Source organism: Gracilibacillus orientalis, assembly GCF_900114645.1.
Taxonomy (GTDB): Bacteria; Bacillota; Bacilli; order Bacillales; family Amphibacillaceae; genus Gracilibacillus; species Gracilibacillus orientalis.
Map to the genome: position 1 here is coordinate 220,718 of NZ_FOTR01000003.1, position 22,234 is coordinate 242,951.

Consider the following 22,234-nt stretch of genomic DNA (forward strand, 5'->3'; position numbering starts at 1 on the left):
ATTTACAACTTACTGAAATCCATACTTCCTAATCTGCCAAAAATCAATGTGTCTCATTATAAAAAATGAGCATGTCCCCTTTCCAAAACTGTCGAAACGTTTCAATGATGTTATTATAAAATAATTTGTAATCGGTTTCAAGTGTTTTTTATAAATTGATTTAGTTGTTTAAATAACGTTTTATTTATTTTATATTTAATTAATTATCTATTTTTTTGTTGAAACGTTTCTACAAATAGATTATAGTGGTTTTAAAATCAATAGCAAATGAATTTATGTTTGTGTAACCATTTAACAGGAGGTATAGACAGATGAAAAGCAATAAAGCAGCAGATCTATTAGCAAAAATGACATTGGAAGAAAAAAGTAATCAACTCATTCAATTAGCTACCCCCTTTTTTAAAGGAGCATCAGACAATGGTGAAATTACTGGTCCAATGGTTCAATTGAAGATCGACGAGCAAAATATTCAAAATACAGGCTCAGTATTAGGTGCCTCTGGTGCTGAAAATATTATATCTATTCAGAAAAAACACTTAGAAGAAAACCGGTTAGGTATACCTTTATTATTTATGTCTGATATCGTTCACGGATATAAAACAATTTTTCCTATCCCATTGGCAATCGGTTGTTCATGGAATGTTGATCTCGCTGAACATAGTGCCAAAATTGCAGCCAAAGAAGCCGCGGTTTCCGGTATTCACGTTACTTTTGCACCAATGATTGATCTAGTAAGAGATCCACGTTGGGGACGAGTAATGGAGTCTACTGGTGAAGATCCATTTCTTAACAGTAAATTTGCTGAGGCACAGATCAAAGGATTTCAAGGAGAAAATGTAAAAGAGAGTATGGAACATGTTGCTGCTTGCGTGAAACATTTCGCAGGGTATGGAGCAGCTGAAGGTGGACGGGACTATAATACGGTAAATATGTCAGATCGAGAACTCCATGAAAACTACTTACCACCATTTAAGGCGGCTATCAATGCTGGAGCTAAAATGATCATGTCATCCTTCAACACTGTTGATGGTATTCCTGCAACTGCAAACATAAAACTGATGCGGGAAATTCTGAGGGAACAGTGGAGCTTCGATGGTGTAGTTATTTCGGATTGGGGCGCCGTCAAAGAATTAATTCCACATGGGGTTGCAGCAGATGAGCGAGAAGCTGCCTTAAAAGCATTAAGAGCAGGAACAGATATCGAAATGATGACACATTGTTATACTGAAAACCTTAAAAGTCTGGTCGATGATGGGGAAATTGAGGAATCCCTCATCGATGAGGCGGTACTAAGGATCTTACAATTAAAAGACGAACTAGGATTATTTGAAAACCCTTTTCGCGGAGCTAATACAAATATGGAACGTGACGTGATTATGTCCAACTCTCATAGAACTGTAGCAAGAGAACTGGCAGCAGAGTCTTGTGTTTTGTTAAAAAATGATAATAACACTCTTCCATTAGATGCGGCAAAAAAAGTAGCACTAATAGGTCCATTCGCGGAAAGCGGAGATATTCTCGGACAATGGTCATGGCTTGGTTCCACTGAAGAAGTGGTTACAGTAGCAACTGGTTTACAAAATAAAGTGAAGGAGAACCAACTACTAATCTCAAAGGATTGCGAAATTACATCTATTACTGAGGATGCAAAAGCGAAAGCAATTGAGACAGCCAAACAAGCAGATGTCATCGTTATCGCTGTCGGAGAACACTCCAGTATGAGTGGTGAAGCAGGATCAAGAACAAATATTCAATTGCCCCAGGCACAGTTAGAACTTATACAAGCTATATCAACTGTAAACAAACCTGTAGTAACAGTACTATTTAATGGAAGACCCCTTGATTTACATGGAGTTATTGAACATTCTGATGCTTTACTGGAAGCGTGGTATCCAGGTACGGAGGGTGGTAATGCGATAGCTGATCTGCTATTTGGCAAGCGAAACCCTTCCGGGAAATTAACCATGTCTTTTCCGTATTCAGCAGGTCAAATTCCTGTTTATTATAATCATTACAATACTGGCCGACCTAAAGGAGCACCTGATGCTCAAGTACGCTATGTTTCCCAATATTTAGACAGCCCAAACGGTCCGCTTTTTCCATTTGGATTTGGGTTAAGCTATACCGCTTTTCAATACAGTGATTTAAAAATATCTAAACAACAGATCGCAAAAGAAGAGAAACTAGATATTTCAATTAAAGTTAAAAACACCGGAAGCGCGTCCGGTAAAGAGATAGTCCAATTATATATAAAAGATCTAGTTGGAGAAGTAGTAAGACCTGTGAAAGAATTGAAAGGATTTAAAAAAATAGAGTTAGTTCCAGGGGAAGAACACAGCATTCATTTTGAATTGTCAGAAGAAGATTTACGATACTTCCATGCTAACTTAGAGTATACAAGTGATCCTGGTGAATTTATGGTTTCTGTAGGGGGTAACAGCACAGAAGTAATCGAACTCCCCTTTCAACTAATCCCACATAAGGAGAATCAACAATGACAAATGCCAACAGTGAAATGGTAGGTGCATTTGCTAACGAGAATTATGAGGTTACCTTTCACGTTGTTGATGCCACTTGATTCTAGGGAATTAATATAGAGGGATACAACAAGAAAGCAAGCATGCTATTTTCTCCAATAGCATGCTTGCTTTATCATTATTGCCTGTCGTTCAACGATATCTCTTCTACTTTTAGCAAAGAAGAAAATATGCGCATAAAGACTTCATAGCGATCTTCTTCATCACGCAATTGCTCTTGGTAATGCCGCAAATGTCTCGCAACATCTCCTCTTGTACGGATATCAAATTGATAAAATTCTCCGATAGGGAAATATAAGGAATCACAAAAAGGAAGTAGAATACCGGCAGCGATCGATCCTTGCTCTGGAGATGAAAATGTGGGAAGAGGGAGGAAAATTTCTAATGTTTTCTCCGTCTCAATATCGACTGCAACAAAGGAATTGGCACCAAATTGATTACCGATAAAATAATATGCCGGAACAGCAAGTTGCCATTCCCGAAACCATGATTTTAATACAGGCCATTTTTGAAAGTAACGTTGATTTTCATTTACAAAGTCTCGGAAACAATTAAAGGAAGGATTTAACTTTACTTCATAGGCAAGGCGCCACCAAAAAAGATTTTCAACAACAGGATCGTGCTTATTTGTGGGGATATTATAATCATTGGCAAATTCTTCAAAAACAGGACTGAGATCTGGCAAATATCTTTGATAAGCATATTTCACAAACTTTAGATAAACATTCATAAGTAATTCTCCCCGAACTTCCTCGGACATTACCTTGTCATGCCGGAATTTAACACTCCTCGCTCGCGATTTCGAAAACCGGACGTCATTTTTTTCATTTTTTTGAGTCATTTCATCTATCCTCTCATTTAAAATTTATGGTGCGTATAAACACACCATTATATTATTCGAGGTAATGTTGCAAATTCCTGCAAAAAAATAAAAACAGTTTCGTTTGGATCAAGCGTCAGGGGGAAAGGATCCAAAATTGGTCATTCACCCTGTACCTCTTTTCTACCCAATACTCTCAATCGATAGCTATTTTTAGCGGTTTGGCCAAGTTGATCGAGAAGATTGTAATTAGCATAAGCACCGACGATGGCTCCCAGGCCAGGTATCATTTGCAGCATTTTAACAAGATCTATGTAGTCGCGGTATTCTTGCTGAAAGTCGCGCCAATCCATATCTGCTAAACGATTTTTTTCTTCTTCCCAATGCTTAATCAAATGATATACTTCTCTTCTTTTATTATCATTGGAAAACGCAAGCTGAAAAACATGTAAAATAAATAATCTTTCCTCATACCTCGAAGTATCAAAACCATAAATTGCTGCCACTTCAAATAAAAATTTCATTTTAATCGATAGTAACAACGGAAAATCAGCCAGACCTAAAAAGATACCACCCGCTCCGGTTCCTGCACCTTCCACCATGGCAGTCTTTCGATAGTTCTCTAATTTCTGTTGTAATAATGCTTCCTTGTCCTCTAACAATTCTCCGACATCCTGGTTCTTTCTTGTGGTAAAATCAGAACCAACTAATGTCGTTTGAACCATATGTTTAATCGCTTCAGTCATGATTTGATGTGCTTTTTCCGGTATATAACTGTTGATTTTATTTTGTGCCTTTTTCGAGAATTGCTGAAAGGTATTCTTTTTCTTTAAAATATTAAATTCCCAATCAAGCATTTCCTGATATGCTTGTTGCTCATATTGATTCATTTCACATCTCTCCATTTCTATTCTTAGTTATCCATACGCATCATAACAGAAAAAGTTTCAAAAACCTCTTGACCATCACGTTACGTTATAGCTTAATATTTACTTGAAAGGGTGATTAGTATGCAAGTAAAAGAAGTAGCTGTTTTAACTGGTGTAAGTGTGCGCACCTTACATCATTATGACGAAATCGGACTATTATCACCTGTTAAATCCGCTGGGAATGGCTATCGTATATACTCCGATGAAGATTTGGCAACCCTTCAACAAATTTTATTTTTTCGAGCATTAGATTTTCCATTAAAAGAAATCAAAAAAATCATGTCTAGTTCTCATTATAACCGATTAGAAGCACTAGAGATGCAACGAAAAATGTTATTGAATAAACAAAAGAATATCACTAACATGCTCGGAACCATTGAAAAAACCATTCAAAATGAGAAAGGAGCTTATCCTATGAGTCAAGAAGAAAAATTTCAGGGCTTTGATTTCAGCAACAACCCCTATGAGGAAGAAGCTAGACAACGCTGGGGGGATAAAAAGGTAGATGAAGCAAATCAAAATGCGAAAAGCATGACTAAGGAACTACAAGAAGGAATGAACCAGATATACCAAGAATTAGCTGCCGTTCGTCATATTGATCCCGCTTCAAAAGAAGCACAACAGATCATTAAAAAGTGGTATGATTTTTTGAACGATCATTTCACTACTTATACACCGGAGGTATTTCAAGGTTTAGGTATGATGTATGTAGAGGATGAGCGCTTCACTAAAAATATTGATCAATTTGGTGAAGGTCTAGCTATATTTATGAGTGAAGCGATGACTGAATTCGCAAAAAACAACAATAAGCTTTCTTTGATACCAATTGACTTTAACAGAGTAAACATTTATAACGTGTTTACTCTTTTTTAATGATAAAGTTCCTCACTATGTATGCATCAATAAAACAAGGAGAACATAAACTTAAATCTTACGTATTGAGGTGTTTGTACAACATGTCTGACATTCTGATTATCGTTGGCAGAGTGCTTACCATTCTCCCTATACTACTTATCATCACCATTTTTATGGGAAAACGAGCAATCGGAGAGCTTCCGGTATTTGATTTTCTTGTGATTATTACGTTATCCTCTGTCGTCGGTGCAGATATTGCGGATCCGAACATTAATCATGTTCCTACTATCACGGCTGTTATTCTGATTGGTCTTTTACAAAAGATCGTATCTTATGTAAAACTTGCAAACAGACGGATTGGCAGATTAATAACTTTTGAACCAACCATTGTGGTATATGACGGCACATTTCTTCAAAGGAATCTAAAGGATACCGGATTCTCCATAGATAATATTTTACAAATGCTAAGAGATAAAGGGGTTTTTGATAGCAGTGAAGTCGAAATAGCTATTATTGAGGCAAATGGTTCGTTAAGTGTGCTAAAAAAACCTGAAAAGAATCCTGTAACAGTTGAAGATTTACAAATTGAACAGACAATTTCTAATATTTCTTATCCAGTGATAGTTGAAGGAATAGTACATACCAAAGTCTTAGCTGCCAAAAACCTTAATGAAGAATGGCTTCAGGCTGAACTTAGAAAAATAGGAATAACCAATTCAAAAGATGTATTTTTTGCTTCCATCAATTTGCTAAATGAAATGAATATTTCCCTTTATGATGATCAGTTTATGGAGACGCCTCCCATTCAACATTAATCAGTATAAGGATAAGAAATTATCCGTTTGAAGGAGCACATATTTAAAATCAAGACCACTCGATTTTGGAACGTTTTTCTTTTTACTCTACAATTAAATGGCGTTCGTCTTTTTCATAAATCACTTGGTTTTTTCCATTTCGTTTTGCCTTGTAAAGTAATTCATCCGCACGGTTAAAAAAAAGCTCTTTTGAAATATCAGCAGTTAATGCTTTTAAACCAATACTAATACTTATATTTTCATTCAATTCTTCATGATATTGATTCGCTATATATAAACGGAGAGTCTCAATGGTTTCGTATGCTTCTTCTAAACTTTTATTTGTAAGAAGAATGGCAAACTCCTCCCCACCATATCGCGCTACAATATCATCTTCTGTTACCTGATCTGATATCGCATTGGCGACTCGCCTTAAAACTAAATCGCCATTACTATGGCCATAAAAATCATTAATCATTTTGAAGCTATCAATATCAATTAAAGCAAGGTGTAGTGGCATCCCTTGTGAAATACTTTGTTCATACAAAAAATCTAAATATTCATGAAATGTCTTATGATTATAAAGACCAGTTAGTGCATCAACCTTTGATAAACGTTCCATCATGGCACTTTTCACAATTAATTCTTTCTCATTTTCTGCTGCTCGTTGAAGGAATTGAAATACTTCATTACCTCTTTCTATAATGATAAGATATGCCATATAGCCCGCCAATAGTACGAAATGATAGGAGAAATAATCATAAAAATTACCTGTTTCTCTTATGGATGGTAATGCATATAGCGAGGATAAAGCGATCAAATTAACTATTAAACTAAAGCGTAGTTTCTTTTTATCAAAATAAATTAAAACAACTGCCATCGTTAATAAAAAAAGAACTTGTAATCCATGCACTTCTGGATGACTGACAATGGTTACGAGTGCTAAGCTCGTGCCGGCAATCGTTAATAATCTTGAACTGAATATTTGTTTATAATTAATGAAGAAATGTGTAATCAATAAAATGACCACTTGAATAGAGGAAGGAATGAATAATTTTTGTATAATAAATTCACCGATATAATTTGGATAATAATAGATCGTTGTTATTAATCCAACTATTTGCCCCAAAAAAGCCATTATCACCATTAACCAATAGATATAGAGGATTTTCTTTGTCCAAATCTTATTATTTAAGCGTGTTGGTCTAGTGCCTGCCATTCTTTACCCACCTTCGTCATGTCCAAGTTAATTCTATTATACACAGATAATCGGGACTATTCACCTATTTTTTTCAAATAATATAGTTTTTTTGGAAATTACCAATCAATAACCATTACTTTTCTTCAAAAATCAATCACGGACTCAAGAGTCCATTAAAACTGATGTTTTTGCATCCACCAATATGGATCGTTACAAATTCTTTTCAAATCAGATCCTTATGTTTAGTTAGCCATTCAAAAGGTTATTGCCAAATAGAAGCAATATTGTAAGGAGGTTATATTTCATGAATTTAATGAGAGCAAAAGAAATTAAAGAGGATCCGGTTATGAAAGATGTTGTCCATAACGGTAAATATGTCTATATCAAGGATGTTAATGATGAAACTCAGAAGGCTCTAGTGAGATATACAAAACGTTCAGAAGAACACTTTGAAGTTGATGTTACTCATTTAAGTGAAGAATAAATGATATAGTACGGGGTTCATCTTACAATGAGAGAGCTGAAACACTGGAGATTAGTGTTTCAGCTCTTTTTATTATCACAATATTACGTTTTCATTACAAAAGATTAAATAAACATTTTTCATGATTAAAACTCTAATTCGGTGGTATTTAATAATTAAGATATTCATATAGATGTAGTTGTAAGATGATCTAATGAGGAGTTGGATTCGTTTAGCTAGGCGTCCTCAACATCTTACACAGCATTAATGAATATATTATTATAGTAATGCAAGTGGAGCTTAATAGGATAAGCATTTCACAACCAGTTATATCCTCTAGCCTAAATAGTTATTGCTCCAAAAAATTTTTAAGGAGGAATTCTGTATGAGGTGTAAAAGTTGTAGTGGTGAAGGGTTAATTCGTTGTCCGGATTGTTCTGGTGAAGGTATCGATTATGGTATTCACAAATGTGAAACTTGTGCTGGTGAAGGAGAAATGGCTTGTTCAACTTGTCAAGGAAATGGAAAAATAGGCATCTTTAAAAAATTAAAGTCAAAAGTATAGCCATTAAAAATATCTGTGCACAAACCCAAGGTGAGATTTCCGCCTTGGGTTTTGTATATTCAACTTTTCAATTTTTCACGGCTCAGTTTCTACCCAAGATGTGTCAGAACCATCCGGAGAAGATGCTGCTCTCTCTTTTTAAAGGATTCACACCACTTTTGTACATTGTGAATGCCGATTATCCCCCTTTTCCCTACCTAGAAACAGTGATGGCCCAAAGAGTAGTTTCAGATTTATTTTTTTAATAGGGTGTAAATGTACCTTTTAATATATTTTTGTATCGTTCCAGTTTCCCAATTTTTTTAAAAGTAAGACAAGAGCAAATTGTAGCAATTATAAGCATCAACTCATGTTCTTCTCCTCTATTGTCAATAATCTTCTTCATTGTAAACTCTCCTTTATCTTTTCTTCACTTCAATTCTATAATTCTTGGAGAAAAAGGTCGTTATGAAGCTTATGAAAATGCACAAAAAACATTTAAGTGCGCAGCCCTATTCACTGAGAAAACCCGTCAGTTGTGATCTCTTTAGTGCCTGGCATGGGATAAGCAGAGGACCATTCACTTTACTTTCCATGTTGGAACTTGTCAAAAATCATAATATTTCCCTGGAAATAACCGCTAACTCGACAACCTTAAATCCTACGACAACAGTTTGTTTTTCTCTCTTTAAAACGCGCCTGTTAACCTGAAATCATTTATCTTTTTCTAATGTTATAACTAATTTAATTAACCAATACAATACTATCCAAGGTAGAATAAACTTAGTAGACCACTCTATTAAACCAAGTATCCAAAACAAAGGAAATATATTTATACCAACAACCGGTAATATTAAAAAAAGCGCTAACAAAACAATAATAACAATCAGCAACTTTTTCACTCCAAAAGCCCCTCTCTACAATAATTAACCATGATAGTTTAACTGTTTTTCTCATCTTTTTAAAGTTTGATTAACGATATCCAAGCCAAACCATCCCCGCTTTGGTTTCATTTTATATACTTTAACTAAACTACATTTAAGTTCAATATTTTGATACGTCCATACTAACATAATATTCCAGTTTTTTAAATTAAACAAGACGAACATTGGTGATTGCCTTGTTTAACCAATCATGCGGGCTATGTATTTGTAAAATGAAACTATTATTCTAATTATTGAGAAATAATATGTTTAATCGCTGCCTTAGTTGTTCCAAATTTAGGAACTTTCATCATATCTTTTTCAGTAGTCAAACACTGCGCTAGATCAGGCTTAATCCCTACCATCAAACAGTGAATCCCCATAACAGATAAACAACTAATCATTTCATTAATTTGATAAGGTATTTCTTTATTCCACTTCTCAATACCACTAAAATCTATGATTACATATTCTGTATCTTCTTGTTCGCATTGTCTAAGTAATTTCTTTAATATGATGTTGAACAGTTTCCTATCTACTGTTCCTAATATGGGGATAGCTAGGGTATTATCCCATATATTTAGGATAGGACCAGATAGTTCTTGAATAATTTTTTCTTTTCTTTGCTCTTCTTCTACCACAGTAGTTACATCCATTAACATAACAACATAACCTACTATGTTTGTATCATTCTTTATAGGATTAATAATAATATCTGCTATGTATTCATCTTTAATATTTATTCTGGAGGTATGAGTATCCAGTAAATCGTCCATAATCTTCTTCTGATAATCTGGATTTCTGTGGAAATGATCCATGTTAGTACCAATTAAGTCTTCTACATTATCAATGTTAAAAAATGAGATTACATTTTCTAACAAGCTAACTGCCTTAGGATTCATCCAAACTATATTATAATCCACATTAGCAACGATAATATTTTCTCCAATAGCTTCCAATATTTTTGTTGCATCTTTGATAGAGGATAAGGTTCCAATTGAAGTCATTTCATAACTCCTCCTTGAATTTTATAAAATTTCAGAACATTAATTTCTTATTATACCGTATTTTAGTTTGAAATATAGTCTTTTTTAAATCCTATACTTTATCACACTATTTTCTTTTTAGTATACCATAGGGAAACCCGGATATTAGTTACAAATAGCGTCTTAGAGATTAGACGAGGAAAGGGTATCAATGAAAGAAGACATTGATGATATAGCATTAGCCCATCTTCCATTCATTTAAAGAGGTAACCTATTGAGGGATTCGTTTTGTTGAAAGAGTTGAATTTAAAATGAAAAGAAGTAACAGCAAAATCTAAAATCCAATTCTATTATCTAGTTTCCTTTTTGCAATTTAATTACAGCGAAGTATAAAAGCATAAATAACGTGAGTGCCATAACTTCAAGGGGGATAATATACCATGGATAAGGTCCTAAATAATCAATTATACTCGCATTGATAGGCTTTTCAGCTAAAAACATATAATTAGACCCTATTAATTTATTAACGATAAATACAAATCCTGCCATTATATTAAGTACGATAAAAGCTCTCATTACAGACCCTAAAGTGGGTTTATATTCTTCGATCCATACCATATAAAAGCATGATAATATGATAGTGATATGGGCAATAAAAAATTGAATGAAACGCATATGTGGGAAACCGAAAAAAAGCTCTGGAGTGACGAGGGCTACAAACGCTCCTATCATACTCACAAAAAAAGAAACTTCAAACACTTTATAATTCCTTGTAAGTAACATGATCGTACATAAATATAAGGAGATGGAACATAATTGGAAAGGTAAATTGATCAACACATCCCATCTATCATTTAATAAATACCATACATGAAAGGAAACCTCTCCTAGTATAAGGAATGCAATCAAAGCATACTTGAAAAGTCTCTTGTTTGTTCCCCTTATGCTTCCTCTAAAAATATACATACATATTAATAATCCCAATGTAAGGAGCACCATACAAATATGGGATAAAGAAAACAACTGAAATGGATAATCGGTTTGATTAAAACTTAAAAGTCCTTCCATTGCTTCATCACCTTACTTTTAATTTTTTTGACTTGTCACTAAACCAAACAATAATGGTAATATTAGGGGAAAATAAAAAAGAAAAACACCATGCTCATAATACGCATAATTGCTACTTTTCTCATTCATTTAACCTTATATATTAAATGCATTTTTTCTTCCGTATACGATAATAACAATGATAGATGAAAGTATAAGTTTGCTGCTGCTAAGCCCAGTGTGAGAGCCATTAATAAGTTTGTTGATAAGATATCATGAAAAGTGAAGACCAGGTATATTAAACTAACTACGACGCCACCCAACGAGTAAAGAACTAATCGAATAAGATAGCGAATCCGTTTTGACTTATTTTTAAACTTCTCTAATAACTTATCCATTCTAATTGAAACAAGTATTCCACCTAGAAGGTATATTGGGCCTGCATAATATATAACAAACATAAATGTTTCTAAAAAGCTAAAATAATAAACATTAGGGCTACGTTCAGAAACAGGAGTATAAGTTATCCAAGCATAAAGTACCGCAAATAATAGAGTTGATAGTATTGCTGTTAAAAAACGTTTTATTATGGTTCACCTCACAAACCTAAACACTGTTAAAAAGATCTTCTCTTTATCCCAATTTACATATTTAATAATCAATTCTCATTGGTCTTCTCTTAATATATTTTCTATACCACTTAACTTTGAAATTTCATCTATAAACCTCTTCTTTTCAGCTGTATATGATTGTTCATCTTTTGGGTACTTCAATACTAAGGATTGCTTTAATGTATCATATTCCTTCGCTTTTTCTGGATTGGCATGCAGATAATCTCTAAAATATGTATGTTCTTTCCACCAGTTGCCATTGTATTCAACCACATGCATAATATGTGTTTTGGTTAGGCTTTCTAGGTCCGTAAACTTAGCAAAAACTACTTTTTCATCGAGACGGACTTTCGATAAATGGTAATATCCAGTTGCTTTTAATCTATCTTTATCAAATTTCCTAACGTCTTCTAAAACATCAACACCAACTAGTATATCAATAATAGGTTTAGCTTTAATGCCTTCTATAGCGGTGCTTCCGATATGTTGAATATCTTTAATCTTTTCTCCAATGATTGATTGTAATAGTTCTTTCTCTTCTGAAAATAAGTTTTTCCAATTAGCCGAATGAGTCACTAACTTTACATCACCCTTATTAACACCTAACATCTCAATCACTCACCTTTGCACCTTAATTTTCAACATCGAGTTAGCATTTGCTTGAAATTCATATGGAACGTTTACCACCTCTACTATACAACTCTGATCAATAAGATAAGTTATTATTTTATCTAAGTGCTCATATCGTTTTCCGGCTAAATCAACTATTGGAAAAATACGAATTTCCTCTTTCGTCACCCTTAATAACTCATTTAACGTTTCTATATGAAAGGGATAATCTAACCTATCCCCATACATAAACAGAAAATGTGCAGATAGTAAAATATCAAATTCACCATCCTTAAACGGTAAGGAAGGAAGATTAACAGCAATGTATTTTTCAGTTGATTTTTTCATATCATTCGTACAATCGTGCAATGCGCTTAAACGATTTTTTTTCAGGCCTGCTATATCACTAAAATAATCCCACTTATAATTACTTTTGGCTTTTTCCATATGCTCCATTGCGTGTTCAATATCCTGCAGACCTTTTTGTTTTAAACTTTCGACCGAATGATCATATGCAATATCACAAGCTGTTATATCCAACCCTGATTTGTTACCAACTGCAGTAAACGAACATGCACCTGCTGGACAATCAAGTATTTTCTTTCCTTTTAGTTCAGATTCTGAAAGCGAAAACATATTCAGATATTCTTGATAGATTCTGCCGATAAATATTATTCTATTTAAATCTAATTTTGTTTCTTGATCAGTTCTTCTCATCTAAATTTCCCTCCCGCCTTATAATTTTTCTATATCATCTAACAATCCGAATGTTTTAAAAATTTTATACCTATCTATTAGCAGGATGCCTATCCAATTCCTTCTAGCAACAGCAAATGCTTCAGGATAGCTTCCCCACTCCCAGGGAATGCCCCAAGTACCTTCCTCAGACAGTTGCTCTATATAAAAATCCAAATTCTGCTCCACTAAATCACCTAATTTTTCGCAAAGAGGATGATCAGGACCATCAATAAAATCAAGTGGGAGGGGTTTATAGCCGGTTGACCATGCTGAAACATCCCTATCTACACATTTTTCGATTAGTGTATTTATTTTATCTGAGACATCTCTTTGTAAATTTTTATCGGCATGCACAGTGATCATTTTCAATAATTGCTGGTAATTATTGATCTCATGACTGTCCATTTCATGACTATTCATCAAGTGATCAATAGCCTTTTGTATCACCGTCCAGCCTAACTGTGCTTTTTCACTGTTATCAGTGGACCAATGGACCAAGAAGCCTGCTAACTCAGCACTAGGATTGAACATCCAGTTATCTTGAACTCCCTCTTTCCAATGCCACCATGGCGCGTGGGGATGTTGATTATTTTCAGGCAACACAGATGGCCACATGCACGTACTTTCATTGCAGGTTTTTGTTAAATACGAAAGCATGGATTGTACAATCTTTTCGTCAGATCCTGCTCCAATTTCCATTAAAACTTGCCCTGCTGTCCATGTAGCCATTGGAGACGAATCTGGTGTCCAGAAATCTGGTTCAATACCATGACCAAATCCTCCGTCTTCATTCTGAAAAGCAGATAAATAATGAATAACGTTGTGACTTGGTGCATCTTCAAACAGATACCCCCACCGTGCAGCCTCTAATGGTCTAGCATTTCTTTTTATCCATTCACTTGACTTATTGAACGATTCTTTGGCTATTTCCATTTTAAATGGACCTCCAGTCACTTTTTGAATTTGGCATAAGGAATTTTTATTCATAGTCTAAAGGTTTGTTACTAACAATACTATCTTTATCTTTGAATTTATTCACCATAAATCGAAGTATCAAATAAAAGATTATCATGTTAATATGCATGCCGCTGTTTCCATTGAATAAGTTAGCAAACAACCAGCCACTGTATGGGTTATGTTGATAAATAGTTATATAATCAAATGGAAAACCAAAATGATAACTGCCCCGCCAATCACTCTTACTAGCAAATTCACTTGGAATAAATAACGTTAGCATGATACAAATAAGTAAACTCCCTTCCTTGTGACTTCTTTGAGAGTATTCATTGCTCCCTCAATCAATACTGGATACTCTACGTTACTCCGTTCATGGTCTGGATAATCTTCAATGATTGTGCCGTCCCTGTCAAAGAATGCAACCTTCACCCCTTCTCCCCCAATCTATAAAGTAAAATCTTTAATTATTTAGTTGTTTAGTTCTTATTATGATAATTTCCATGCTGGAATTAAAGAATGGAATTCGAAAATGGAACTCATGATGACGTGGGTAATTGTGTACAGTGCTAAAACTGTTATGTATGTGAGAAGCCAAATATGGAGTGGTTGGTTTAAAAACAGATACAGTAGCAACATACCAACTGGGAATGGTACTAATACAATGAACCATATTGGTGCGCCTAAAGTTTCTGTAAGTGCACCTAACGAAACTACTGAAAAGCCGATGACAATAGATTGCCAGATAGCTATATCATTCGTGATTAATTTACTGCCTAAAAAATAAGATAAAGTAAAGTTTAAAAAATATGTCCTATTACTTCTCCTTTTTTAATTGGATTTATATCGGTCATTTTCATTATCATATTACCACAAAACACCAACAAATAGGATAGATATTACAGATTTTACAAACGAAAAGCCCACTCCTTTAGGGATGGATGTAGAATTCATGTAACCTCTACAGATTGCGATTAATAAATCTATAACAGGTTGCTAATGTTACCCGAAAACAAATATAGTTAGAAAATATAACTATTTCTTACTCTTTTTTGTTTCGGATCATTTATTTTGGGAATTTTATCTTTATATCACAAAAACTAATAAAATTGAACTAAAAATAACCTTTAGCCAAATTGAGACTAAAGGGTATTTTTTAATATGAGCTTCTTTTTCGTATAAAAAGAATGGTGCTGAGTCCTACCAAAATAAATGCGAGACCTATTACCAGCCAATTAGACATATTTGTTGCTGTATCTGGTAATTTTCCACCAGCAGATTCACTAACAGGAGGGTTATCGCCATTCTGATCATTTTCACCGTCAGGATTATTATCATCAGATAGTTCTGATCCATCATCCAAATCTGACTCTACTTGTTCATCTGGCTCTGGCTGCGGTTCTGGAGTTGGTTCAGGGTCCTCCGGTTTTGGTTCAGGGTTTGATTCTGTATCGGGTTCCGGGTCTGGTTGTGGTTCCTGATAATCTCCAACTCGCTTTAGATAGAAATCATCCAACGTACCCCATGCTCCAGCACTAGCTTTAATACTAGCTCCAATTGTGATGGTGCCGTCAGTGACTAAAATATCGTCAATTTCTGATTGAACCCAGCTTCCCCAGCCATCTACATCCGTTTCTGTCTGGTATTGTTCCTCTGAAGAGTTCACAAATAGCTGCATAACCGATTCAGGAGCGTCTCCACCTTGAATAAACATGGATAAATTATAATATCCTGTTTCTAAATCCGTAATGGTTTGTTTTACTTCAAAATCTACTGGAGCATCTGACCAGAAATCAAGGGAATAGTCACCTGTTCTCGAGTTCGAGCGATTTTCTTTTACAGATGCGTGGGGTTCTACTCCCTCAGGGAAATTGATCTCCCACACACTTGTGTCACTTTCCTCAAAACTTGGATTAAACACGAAATTTTCAGCTTCAATGGTAAGATTTGCTTGCACCGTATTTTCTCCATTTACTTCACCAACGATTGTGTAAGAACCTTCACCGCTTGCGGCAGCTTGATCTATTTGTTCCTGATTCCAAGTGACTGCAACGGGCTCTTCACTTCCATCATTATAAACAGCCGTTACACTTTCAGGTAGTTCTACTTCTTCTCCGATGGTTGCCGTTACGGATACGTCATTTACCTGATCAATTTCTAATGGTGCTACAGCACCTGTATCTACATAATTGAATACATTTAACGATGATAAGGGATGACCATGAAAATCAAATAATGCTTGATTATCTACCGCACTTCCGCCATACCATTCACCAGCATCTTCCGGATCATATTCTGCCGCATAACTGGTTGCCCAGCCTGAACCATACTCTTCCCACAACTCCAAATTATGTTCACTATCCATATTATCCGGGTCACCTACTGGAATCCAGGCCGGCTCCCAATAAAACACACCAATTCCTGCATCACCAACATTTGCTACCGCTTCAAACACATCACGCACGGCTGTAGCTTGTCCTTGAACAGATACTGGATAATTGATCGTTTGTCCGGTATCTTTTGGAGCTGTATTACTATGGCCATCCCCATCTTCGCTTGTATACGTATAAGATGTTTCTGCGACCATAACCTGTTTATCATAATTCTCAGCAACGTTTGTCAGTTCAGCTGTTAAATTTTCCAATGTTCCGTGCCAGAAAGGGTAATATGAGCTGGCAAAAACATCATAATCTACTTCATTTTCTTCCAGAGTTGAAGCCAGATTATCATATCGTCCAGCTGATTCTGGATTGGTGAAGTGTAATGCTACTAGAATCTCAGGATCAATGTCACGAACTGCCTTACTCCCTTCATTAAACAACTGAGAAATATTTGTCCAGTCCGTTTCTCCAGCCATAGCATTATTTGTTTCATTACCGATTTGTACCATACCTACATCGACACCGGCATCTAACATTTCTTGCACACTATCTTTTGTATAGTTATATAATGCTGATTTCTTCTCTTCAAAGCTTAATCCTTCCCAAGCTTTGGGTGTTTGCTGTTTCGCTGGGTCTGCCCAGAAGTCAGAATAATGAAAGTCGACTAATAGCTTCATCCCATTTTCTGTTGCCCTTTTTCCGATTTCTACAGCTTTGGCCACATCATTATTGCCACCACCATAGCCATTCCCTTCCGCATCATACGGATCATTCCAAACTCGCACACGCACATAATTCACGCCAGCATCAGCAAGCGTTTTAAATATATCTTGTTCTTGTTCAGCTTCGTTATAGAATGTGACTCCACTATCTTCTAAAGCAAGAATACTAGATACATCGACACCTTTTATAAAATCTTCATCCAGACCATCGACTTTCTCTACAAATATATCTGCCTCAACTGGTTCCGGAACTTCTTCACCACTATCTATGGATACTAAACGAACATTATCTAAGTATCCCCATGCAGATGGTTCACCAGCTATAGTAGCTCCTAATTGAAAATCAGCAGCATTTTCTCCAATCTCAAATTGCAAACTGACTTCCTTCCAACTGTCCCAACCGGTAGTTGCAACAGCTTCGGAAGTATGATCACCCGCAAATAATTCTACTGTTCCTGCCTCCGCATCAGTTCCCCCCATAGACTGAACAGATAAGGCATACTTGCCCGCCGGAAGATCCGAAATGGATTGAGATATCTTGAAAGACTGTTCCTCACTTCCTGTCTCTTCTACCCAATAATTAAACGAATAATTTCCTTCATATGCATCAGTATGAGCTGAATCCAGTGAAACGCCATCCCAATCCATTTCATCAACAGTCCAAGATCCATCTTCAAATAAATCACTTTCAAAACTGCCATTTGTTAATAAATTCTCTTGCGATGCTGCTTTCACGTCTATATTCCCAATAAACGGAAATGCACTAACAATTAGCAACAAGGCTAAACATACTATTCCTGCTTTTTTAAACAAATGAACTTCCTCCTTCTTTATAAATTATTTTTATTAATTCCACACTTAAGATTATAAAGCGGTTTCAATGTGGTTTATATATTAAATTCTTCTACTAAACTTTCAGAAAATGAAATATAGCTAAAGATTATTAGATAGTGTCAACAAAAAGTCAAACGTGATATAGTGATGTATAGAGAAGACTAGATGTAAGGGAGATACATAAATGAACAAAAAAGACATCGCAAATATTCGTAAACAGTTCAAAATAGAGAATGACTTAATGAAAATTCATGAAATTTTTAATGTTTATATCATGAAAGAATCGAGTGAAATCTACCATCAACAGAGTCAAGTTTTCGACATGCTTGACGAAGATGAAAAAGAGTTATTTATGACAAACTTTAAAAAAGTATTAACCGGCCAACTGGATGAAAAACTCTTTGAACTAAAATTTCAGACTGATGTTGATAATCCAACGCAGCTTATTCTGCATAAAGGATTATTAACAGCAGAAAGTGAAGACTGGAAAGACCAAATGTTACAAATAGTAGAGAAAATGCTTCAAGACAGACAATATGAGATGGATACTGTCATGACCTTTATTCGCGGTGAATATTTAAAACCGATGAAACGCAGTAATGAGGAAACAGAAGAAAGTGATCGAGATTCGGTTTATTCCCATTCTTTTATTCTTTGCAGTATTAATAAAACCCAGGACCCAAAGAAAGAATTACATTTTGATTATGTGGAAAAAGAATTTAAGTACAATGTCGTTGTAGACCCGGTTATTAATTTAAACGCACCTATTGGAGGGTTTTTATTTCCTTGTTTTACCGACAATGCTGCTGATGTGAATCACATTCTTTATGCAGCAGGTAAGGCAAACGAACCTGATGAAGCATTCGTGGAAGACGTATTAAATGCAGAAGAAACGATGACAGCAAAGGAAGATAAAATTGTCTTTGAAGAGGTCGTTCGTGATGCAGTAGGCCATCAAATCGATACATCAACACTCGCAAACGTCTATGAAGAAATTCATCGCATGACAGAAGATAATGATGATGAAGAAACACCCACATTGGATTATAAAGATGTAGAACAAGTGCTAACATCCAGTGGTGTAGAAGATGTTGATACGGAAAAAATGGAAACTGCTTTTAAAAATGTGATCGATGATACGAACTATGAGTTAAAAGCGCGTAATATCGTGCCGAAGTATTCATCCAAATCAATTAAAATCAATACCAAAGTTGCTAATATTGCGGTCAGCCCTGAGGAGTTACGTCACGTCAGACAGGTGACATTAGACGGCAGACGTTACCTGATGATTGAAGTAGAAGAGGATACTGTGATTGACGGGTTTACTATGATTCCAGAGGCTTTTAAATAAGCCTCCCGTGATCCTATGGCGTTCCCCTTAATCGGAAACAACCGCCTATGCTTCTTCTTTTCCAAACTCATTATAATAAAATGATTATAAACAACAAATCTTTGATAGGACTGTTTAGATTTGTTGTTTATTTGTAGTGATACTTCTATCAGTGAAGGTTTTACGGACATTTAGCACCAGTAATAAAAATAAATTTGACTACTTGGATCGAACAAAATGATCAGCAGGAATTTCCGGGGTTGTTAAATCTCCTATTCCAATTTCTATACCATATTCTCCGTGATAATCTGTTCCGCCTGTTTTGAGAAGGTTATATTGATTAGCTAGTTCTATTACCCTCTGATGATCTGCTTTAGTGTGATCAGGATGCGCTAACTCAATGCCTCCTAAACCTATATCGACTAGTTCAGGGATAAGATCATAAGAATTTAACTGACCTGGATGTGCAACGACTGCAATGCCGCCATCTAAGACAATTGCTTTTACGGCATCAAATACGTCAACATAGGCAATATCTCTGTTCGCGACACCATCTCCCTTAAATAGTGCTCGATATACTTTTTTATAATCCTCTGAAGTGTAAGGTTCAGTTGTAATATGGTCCATAATATGTTGCTTATAGATCGCTTGGGATGGTTTGGCTGTCTGCGCAATTTCATCTTGATCAATACCATAATCTAATGAACGAATTTGCTCGATTTGCCAGAGTGAATTCTCATGTCTGCGTTTTAATAACGGGGCACATAATTCGTGAATGTGTGGTGCATCTGTTCGGTAGTGATAGCCTAACACATGAACCTTTCTATCGCGTTTATAGTCATAGGCAGAGATCTCAATTCCTGGGATAACATCCACTCCATACTTTTTCCCTAATGCTTGAATTTCCGTCCATCGCGCAACCGTATCGTGATCTACAATACTCATATGCGTAACTCCTTCTTTTACAGCTTGTTTCATCAATTCTTCCACAGAATTAGAACCGTCAGAATAATAACTATGTACATGTAAGTCAGCCTTCATGCAGAACACCTTCAAACGCTAGCGACATTTGATTGGTTTTCATATCGAATACCTTATCACACAATCCCTCCATAAATTCAATATCGTGAAAGATTCCGACTAATGTAGTACCTTGTTGCTTTAGTTTTTCAATCATTTCCCGCACCTTTATTTTGGAATGTTGATCCAAGCTGGCAGTTGGTTCATCGAGCAGTAACAATCGTGGCTTCTTAACAGTGGCCATTGCTATATTTAATCTTAATTTTTCACCACCGGAAAAGGTATTCGGATAACTATCCCACAATGCCGGATCCATTTCGAAATGGGTTAATGCATTTTCCGCTTCTGTACGAGCCGTTTCTCTTGTTTCACCCATTTCCAACAGCGCATTCTGAACAAGCTCACGACAGGTCGTTCTCGGCATTACATTTAAGAATTGAGATACATAACCAATTTCATTTTTACGCAAGAAAATCATTTCTCGTTCTGTTGCCTGAGCTAAATCAATTCGGCCAAGTTGCTTCGATTGGTAAATAATCTCACCAGCATCCGGCAGATAGGTTCGGTAAATACTTTTTAAAATGGTGGACTTCCCGCTACCGCTTTTTCCAATGATTCCAATAAACTCCCCAGCGTCCATCGAAAATTGGATATTATTAACGGCAGGAATCGTTTTATTCAAGTGATGAATGGTAAAAGCCTTGCCGAATCCATTAAGTTCTACTATTGTCATGCTTATACCCCCTTCTCATTCATACGGTAATTCATCGTTGTCATTAACTCGCCATTTACCATGGTTTTGGTAAGCACCGGATACCCATCCTCCATGCGTTCAATCATGAGCAGATCTGCTTTCTTTCCTGGTTTAATCGAACCAATCTCGGCATCCATTGATACAGCCTCGGCCGGATTCAATGTCACCATCATAAACATCTTGTGTAAATCCTCGCCTTTATCATGTAATTGAAAAATGGCATGAAGTAATGCAGCTGGATAATAATCACTACATAAAATATCGGCATAGCCATACTCTATCGCTTCCGTAGCAGAAAGGTTGCCAGAATGAGAACCACCTAATAATATATTTGGTGCACCAATAATAGTCTGAAGTCCTTGTTGTTTTGCTTCTCTAGCAACATCAAGCGTGATCGGGAACTCACTTATCGTCGTTCCGTATGATTTCACTAACTCTAGCTTTTGAACATGATCATCATCATGAGAGGCAATCGCAATTCCTTTAGCTTGAGCTAATTCTGCTACCTCTGTTATTTTTTCCATTGTTAATAATTCGGTACTTTTTCTTTCAGCAATTAATACACTTACTTCATCGTCTGAGAGGTTGCGATGAATTTTGATATTTTCTCTATAAATTTCTAAATTACGATACTGCCCTTGGCCTGGTGTATGATCCATAAATGATAGTAAGTGAACTTTATCTTCATGAATATTATCCATGAGTTGGTCAATACCTTGAATATTATCCAACTCAAACCGGGCATGTAATCTATGACGAATCATGTGCAGCTGATGGTGTGCCTGGTGAATAGTATCGACCATCCGCTGCATATTTTCAAGATGACGGATATGTTTATTGGTCATTTTTTCTTTACGATAAAAAGAAAGCGAATGGAACATGGTTGTGATTCCGTGACCGATTAAAATCTTCTCAGCTTCTCTTAAACTAAGATTAAAATCCATTACACATGAAGGTCTCGGTGATACCACCGACTCAATATAATCTGAATGAATATCAATAAATCCAGGGGAAATATAACCACCGTTAGCATTGATTAATCTCGCATCTCTATAACTACTTATCTCCCCTTCATGGATAATCGCGTGAATGACATCACCTTTCACCACCACGGCATGATTTTCTAATATGGTATTCTCCGTTATTACCTTTCCATTATGAATAATGTACAATGTTATCAGC

21 protein-coding genes are annotated in these 22,234 nt (G+C 35.6%); 7 read left to right on the forward strand and 14 right to left on the reverse strand.

Annotated elements, in window-relative coordinates; genetic code table 11:
- Positions 1-311 precede the first annotated feature (311 nt).
- On the forward strand, positions 312-2,498 hold the full coding sequence (locus BM121_RS07075) for a glycoside hydrolase family 3 N-terminal domain-containing protein (RefSeq protein WP_091482759.1): 2,187 nt from the start codon (positions 312-314) through the stop codon (positions 2,496-2,498).
- 157 nt (positions 2,499-2,655) lie between these two features.
- On the opposite strand, the gene BM121_RS07080 is transcribed toward BM121_RS07075, so the two are convergent.
- Both BM121_RS07080 and BM121_RS07085 read right to left on the reverse strand, forming a co-directional pair.
- Positions 2,656-3,267 carry a hypothetical protein gene (locus BM121_RS07080; RefSeq protein WP_091482761.1) on the reverse strand — a complete coding sequence of 204 codons (612 nt, stop codon included), beginning with the start codon at positions 3,265-3,267 and terminating at the stop codon, positions 2,656-2,658.
- Between the two features lie 251 nt (positions 3,268-3,518).
- Positions 3,519-4,247, reverse strand: a complete 729-nt coding sequence (locus BM121_RS07085; RefSeq protein ID WP_091482763.1) for an EcsC family protein — start codon at positions 4,245-4,247, stop codon at positions 3,519-3,521.
- 120 nt (positions 4,248-4,367) lie between these two features.
- Here BM121_RS07085 and BM121_RS07090 point away from each other — a divergent pair, with 120 nt between their 5' ends.
- Positions 4,368-5,159, forward strand: a complete 792-nt coding sequence (locus BM121_RS07090; protein WP_091482765.1) for a MerR family transcriptional regulator — start codon at positions 4,368-4,370, stop codon at positions 5,157-5,159.
- A gap of 83 nt (positions 5,160-5,242) precedes the next feature.
- The gene (locus BM121_RS07095; protein WP_091482767.1) at positions 5,243-5,956 is read left to right on the forward strand and encodes a DUF421 domain-containing protein; all 714 of its coding nucleotides are present in this window, start codon (positions 5,243-5,245) and stop codon (positions 5,954-5,956) included.
- 82 nt (positions 5,957-6,038) lie between these two features.
- Here BM121_RS07095 and BM121_RS07100 read toward each other — a convergent pair whose 3' ends face one another.
- Positions 6,039-7,154: a GGDEF domain-containing protein gene (locus BM121_RS07100; protein WP_091482769.1), complete on the reverse strand. Its 1,116-nt coding sequence runs from the start codon at positions 7,152-7,154 to the stop codon at positions 6,039-6,041.
- A gap of 286 nt (positions 7,155-7,440) precedes the next feature.
- Between BM121_RS07100 and BM121_RS07105 the strand changes: the two genes are divergently transcribed.
- Positions 7,441-7,620, forward strand: a complete 180-nt coding sequence (locus BM121_RS07105) for an H-type small acid-soluble spore protein (RefSeq protein ID WP_091482771.1) — start codon at positions 7,441-7,443, stop codon at positions 7,618-7,620.
- Between the two features lie 364 nt (positions 7,621-7,984).
- Entirely contained in the window at positions 7,985-8,164 is a 180-nt protein-coding gene (locus BM121_RS07110; protein WP_091482773.1) for a DnaJ-like cysteine-rich domain-containing protein, read from the forward strand.
- 241 nt (positions 8,165-8,405) lie between these two features.
- On the opposite strand, the gene BM121_RS21995 is transcribed toward BM121_RS07110, so the two are convergent.
- From BM121_RS21995 to BM121_RS07145, 7 genes are all read right to left on the reverse strand, one after another.
- Entirely contained in the window at positions 8,406-8,549 is a 144-nt protein-coding gene (locus BM121_RS21995; protein ID WP_175495355.1) for a hypothetical protein, read from the reverse strand.
- Positions 8,550-8,856: 307 nt separating this feature from the next.
- Complete coding sequence (locus tag BM121_RS22270) at positions 8,857-9,045, reverse strand: hypothetical protein (protein ID WP_091482776.1); 189 nt, start codon at positions 9,043-9,045, stop codon at positions 8,857-8,859.
- A 272-nt stretch (positions 9,046-9,317) separates the two neighbouring features.
- On the reverse strand, positions 9,318-10,073 hold the full coding sequence (locus BM121_RS07125; RefSeq protein ID WP_091482778.1) for an STAS domain-containing protein: 756 nt from the start codon (positions 10,071-10,073) through the stop codon (positions 9,318-9,320).
- 333 nt (positions 10,074-10,406) lie between these two features.
- Positions 10,407-11,120: a YwaF family protein gene (locus BM121_RS07130; RefSeq protein WP_091482780.1), complete on the reverse strand. Its 714-nt coding sequence runs from the start codon at positions 11,118-11,120 to the stop codon at positions 10,407-10,409.
- Between the two features lie 644 nt (positions 11,121-11,764).
- On the reverse strand, positions 11,765-12,319 hold the full coding sequence (locus BM121_RS07135) for a GrpB family protein (RefSeq protein WP_091483165.1): 555 nt from the start codon (positions 12,317-12,319) through the stop codon (positions 11,765-11,767).
- Between the two features lie 9 nt (positions 12,320-12,328).
- A complete protein-coding gene (locus BM121_RS07140) occupies positions 12,329-13,036 on the reverse strand; it encodes an SAM-dependent methyltransferase (RefSeq protein ID WP_091482782.1) in 708 nt (235 codons plus the stop codon).
- 18 nt (positions 13,037-13,054) lie between these two features.
- Positions 13,055-13,990, reverse strand: coding sequence for a hypothetical protein (locus BM121_RS07145; protein ID WP_091482784.1), 936 nt, complete (start codon positions 13,988-13,990; stop codon positions 13,055-13,057).
- Positions 13,991-14,543: 553 nt separating this feature from the next.
- Here BM121_RS07145 and BM121_RS22000 point away from each other — a divergent pair.
- A complete protein-coding gene (locus BM121_RS22000; RefSeq protein WP_175495356.1) occupies positions 14,544-14,798 on the forward strand; it encodes a hypothetical protein in 255 nt (84 codons plus the stop codon).
- Between the two features lie 369 nt (positions 14,799-15,167).
- Here the strand turns inward: BM121_RS22000 and BM121_RS07165 are convergent, their stop codons facing one another.
- Entirely contained in the window at positions 15,168-17,927 is a 2,760-nt protein-coding gene (locus BM121_RS07165; RefSeq protein WP_091482788.1) for a glycosyl hydrolase 53 family protein, read from the reverse strand.
- 205 nt (positions 17,928-18,132) lie between these two features.
- Between BM121_RS07165 and BM121_RS07170 the strand changes: the two genes are divergently transcribed.
- On the forward strand, positions 18,133-19,299 hold the full coding sequence (locus tag BM121_RS07170) for a DUF4317 domain-containing protein (protein ID WP_091482790.1): 1,167 nt from the start codon (positions 18,133-18,135) through the stop codon (positions 19,297-19,299).
- Positions 19,300-19,497: 198 nt separating this feature from the next.
- On the opposite strand, the gene BM121_RS07175 is transcribed toward BM121_RS07170, so the two are convergent.
- The 3 genes from BM121_RS07175 to phnM are packed head-to-tail and all read right to left on the reverse strand — an operon-like array spanning position 19,498 to position 22,224.
- The gene (locus BM121_RS07175; RefSeq protein ID WP_091482792.1) at positions 19,498-20,319 is read right to left on the reverse strand and encodes a PHP domain-containing protein; all 822 of its coding nucleotides are present in this window, start codon (positions 20,317-20,319) and stop codon (positions 19,498-19,500) included.
- Positions 20,309-21,031: a phosphonate C-P lyase system protein PhnL gene (gene phnL / locus BM121_RS07180; protein ID WP_091482794.1), complete on the reverse strand. Its 723-nt coding sequence runs from the start codon at positions 21,029-21,031 to the stop codon at positions 20,309-20,311. The genes BM121_RS07175 and phnL overlap by 11 nt, the downstream gene beginning before the upstream one ends.
- 2 nt (positions 21,032-21,033) lie before the next feature.
- Positions 21,034-22,224, reverse strand: coding sequence for a phosphonate metabolism protein PhnM (gene phnM / locus BM121_RS07185; protein ID WP_091482796.1), 1,191 nt, complete (start codon positions 22,222-22,224; stop codon positions 21,034-21,036).
- Positions 22,225-22,234: the final 10 nt, after the last annotated feature.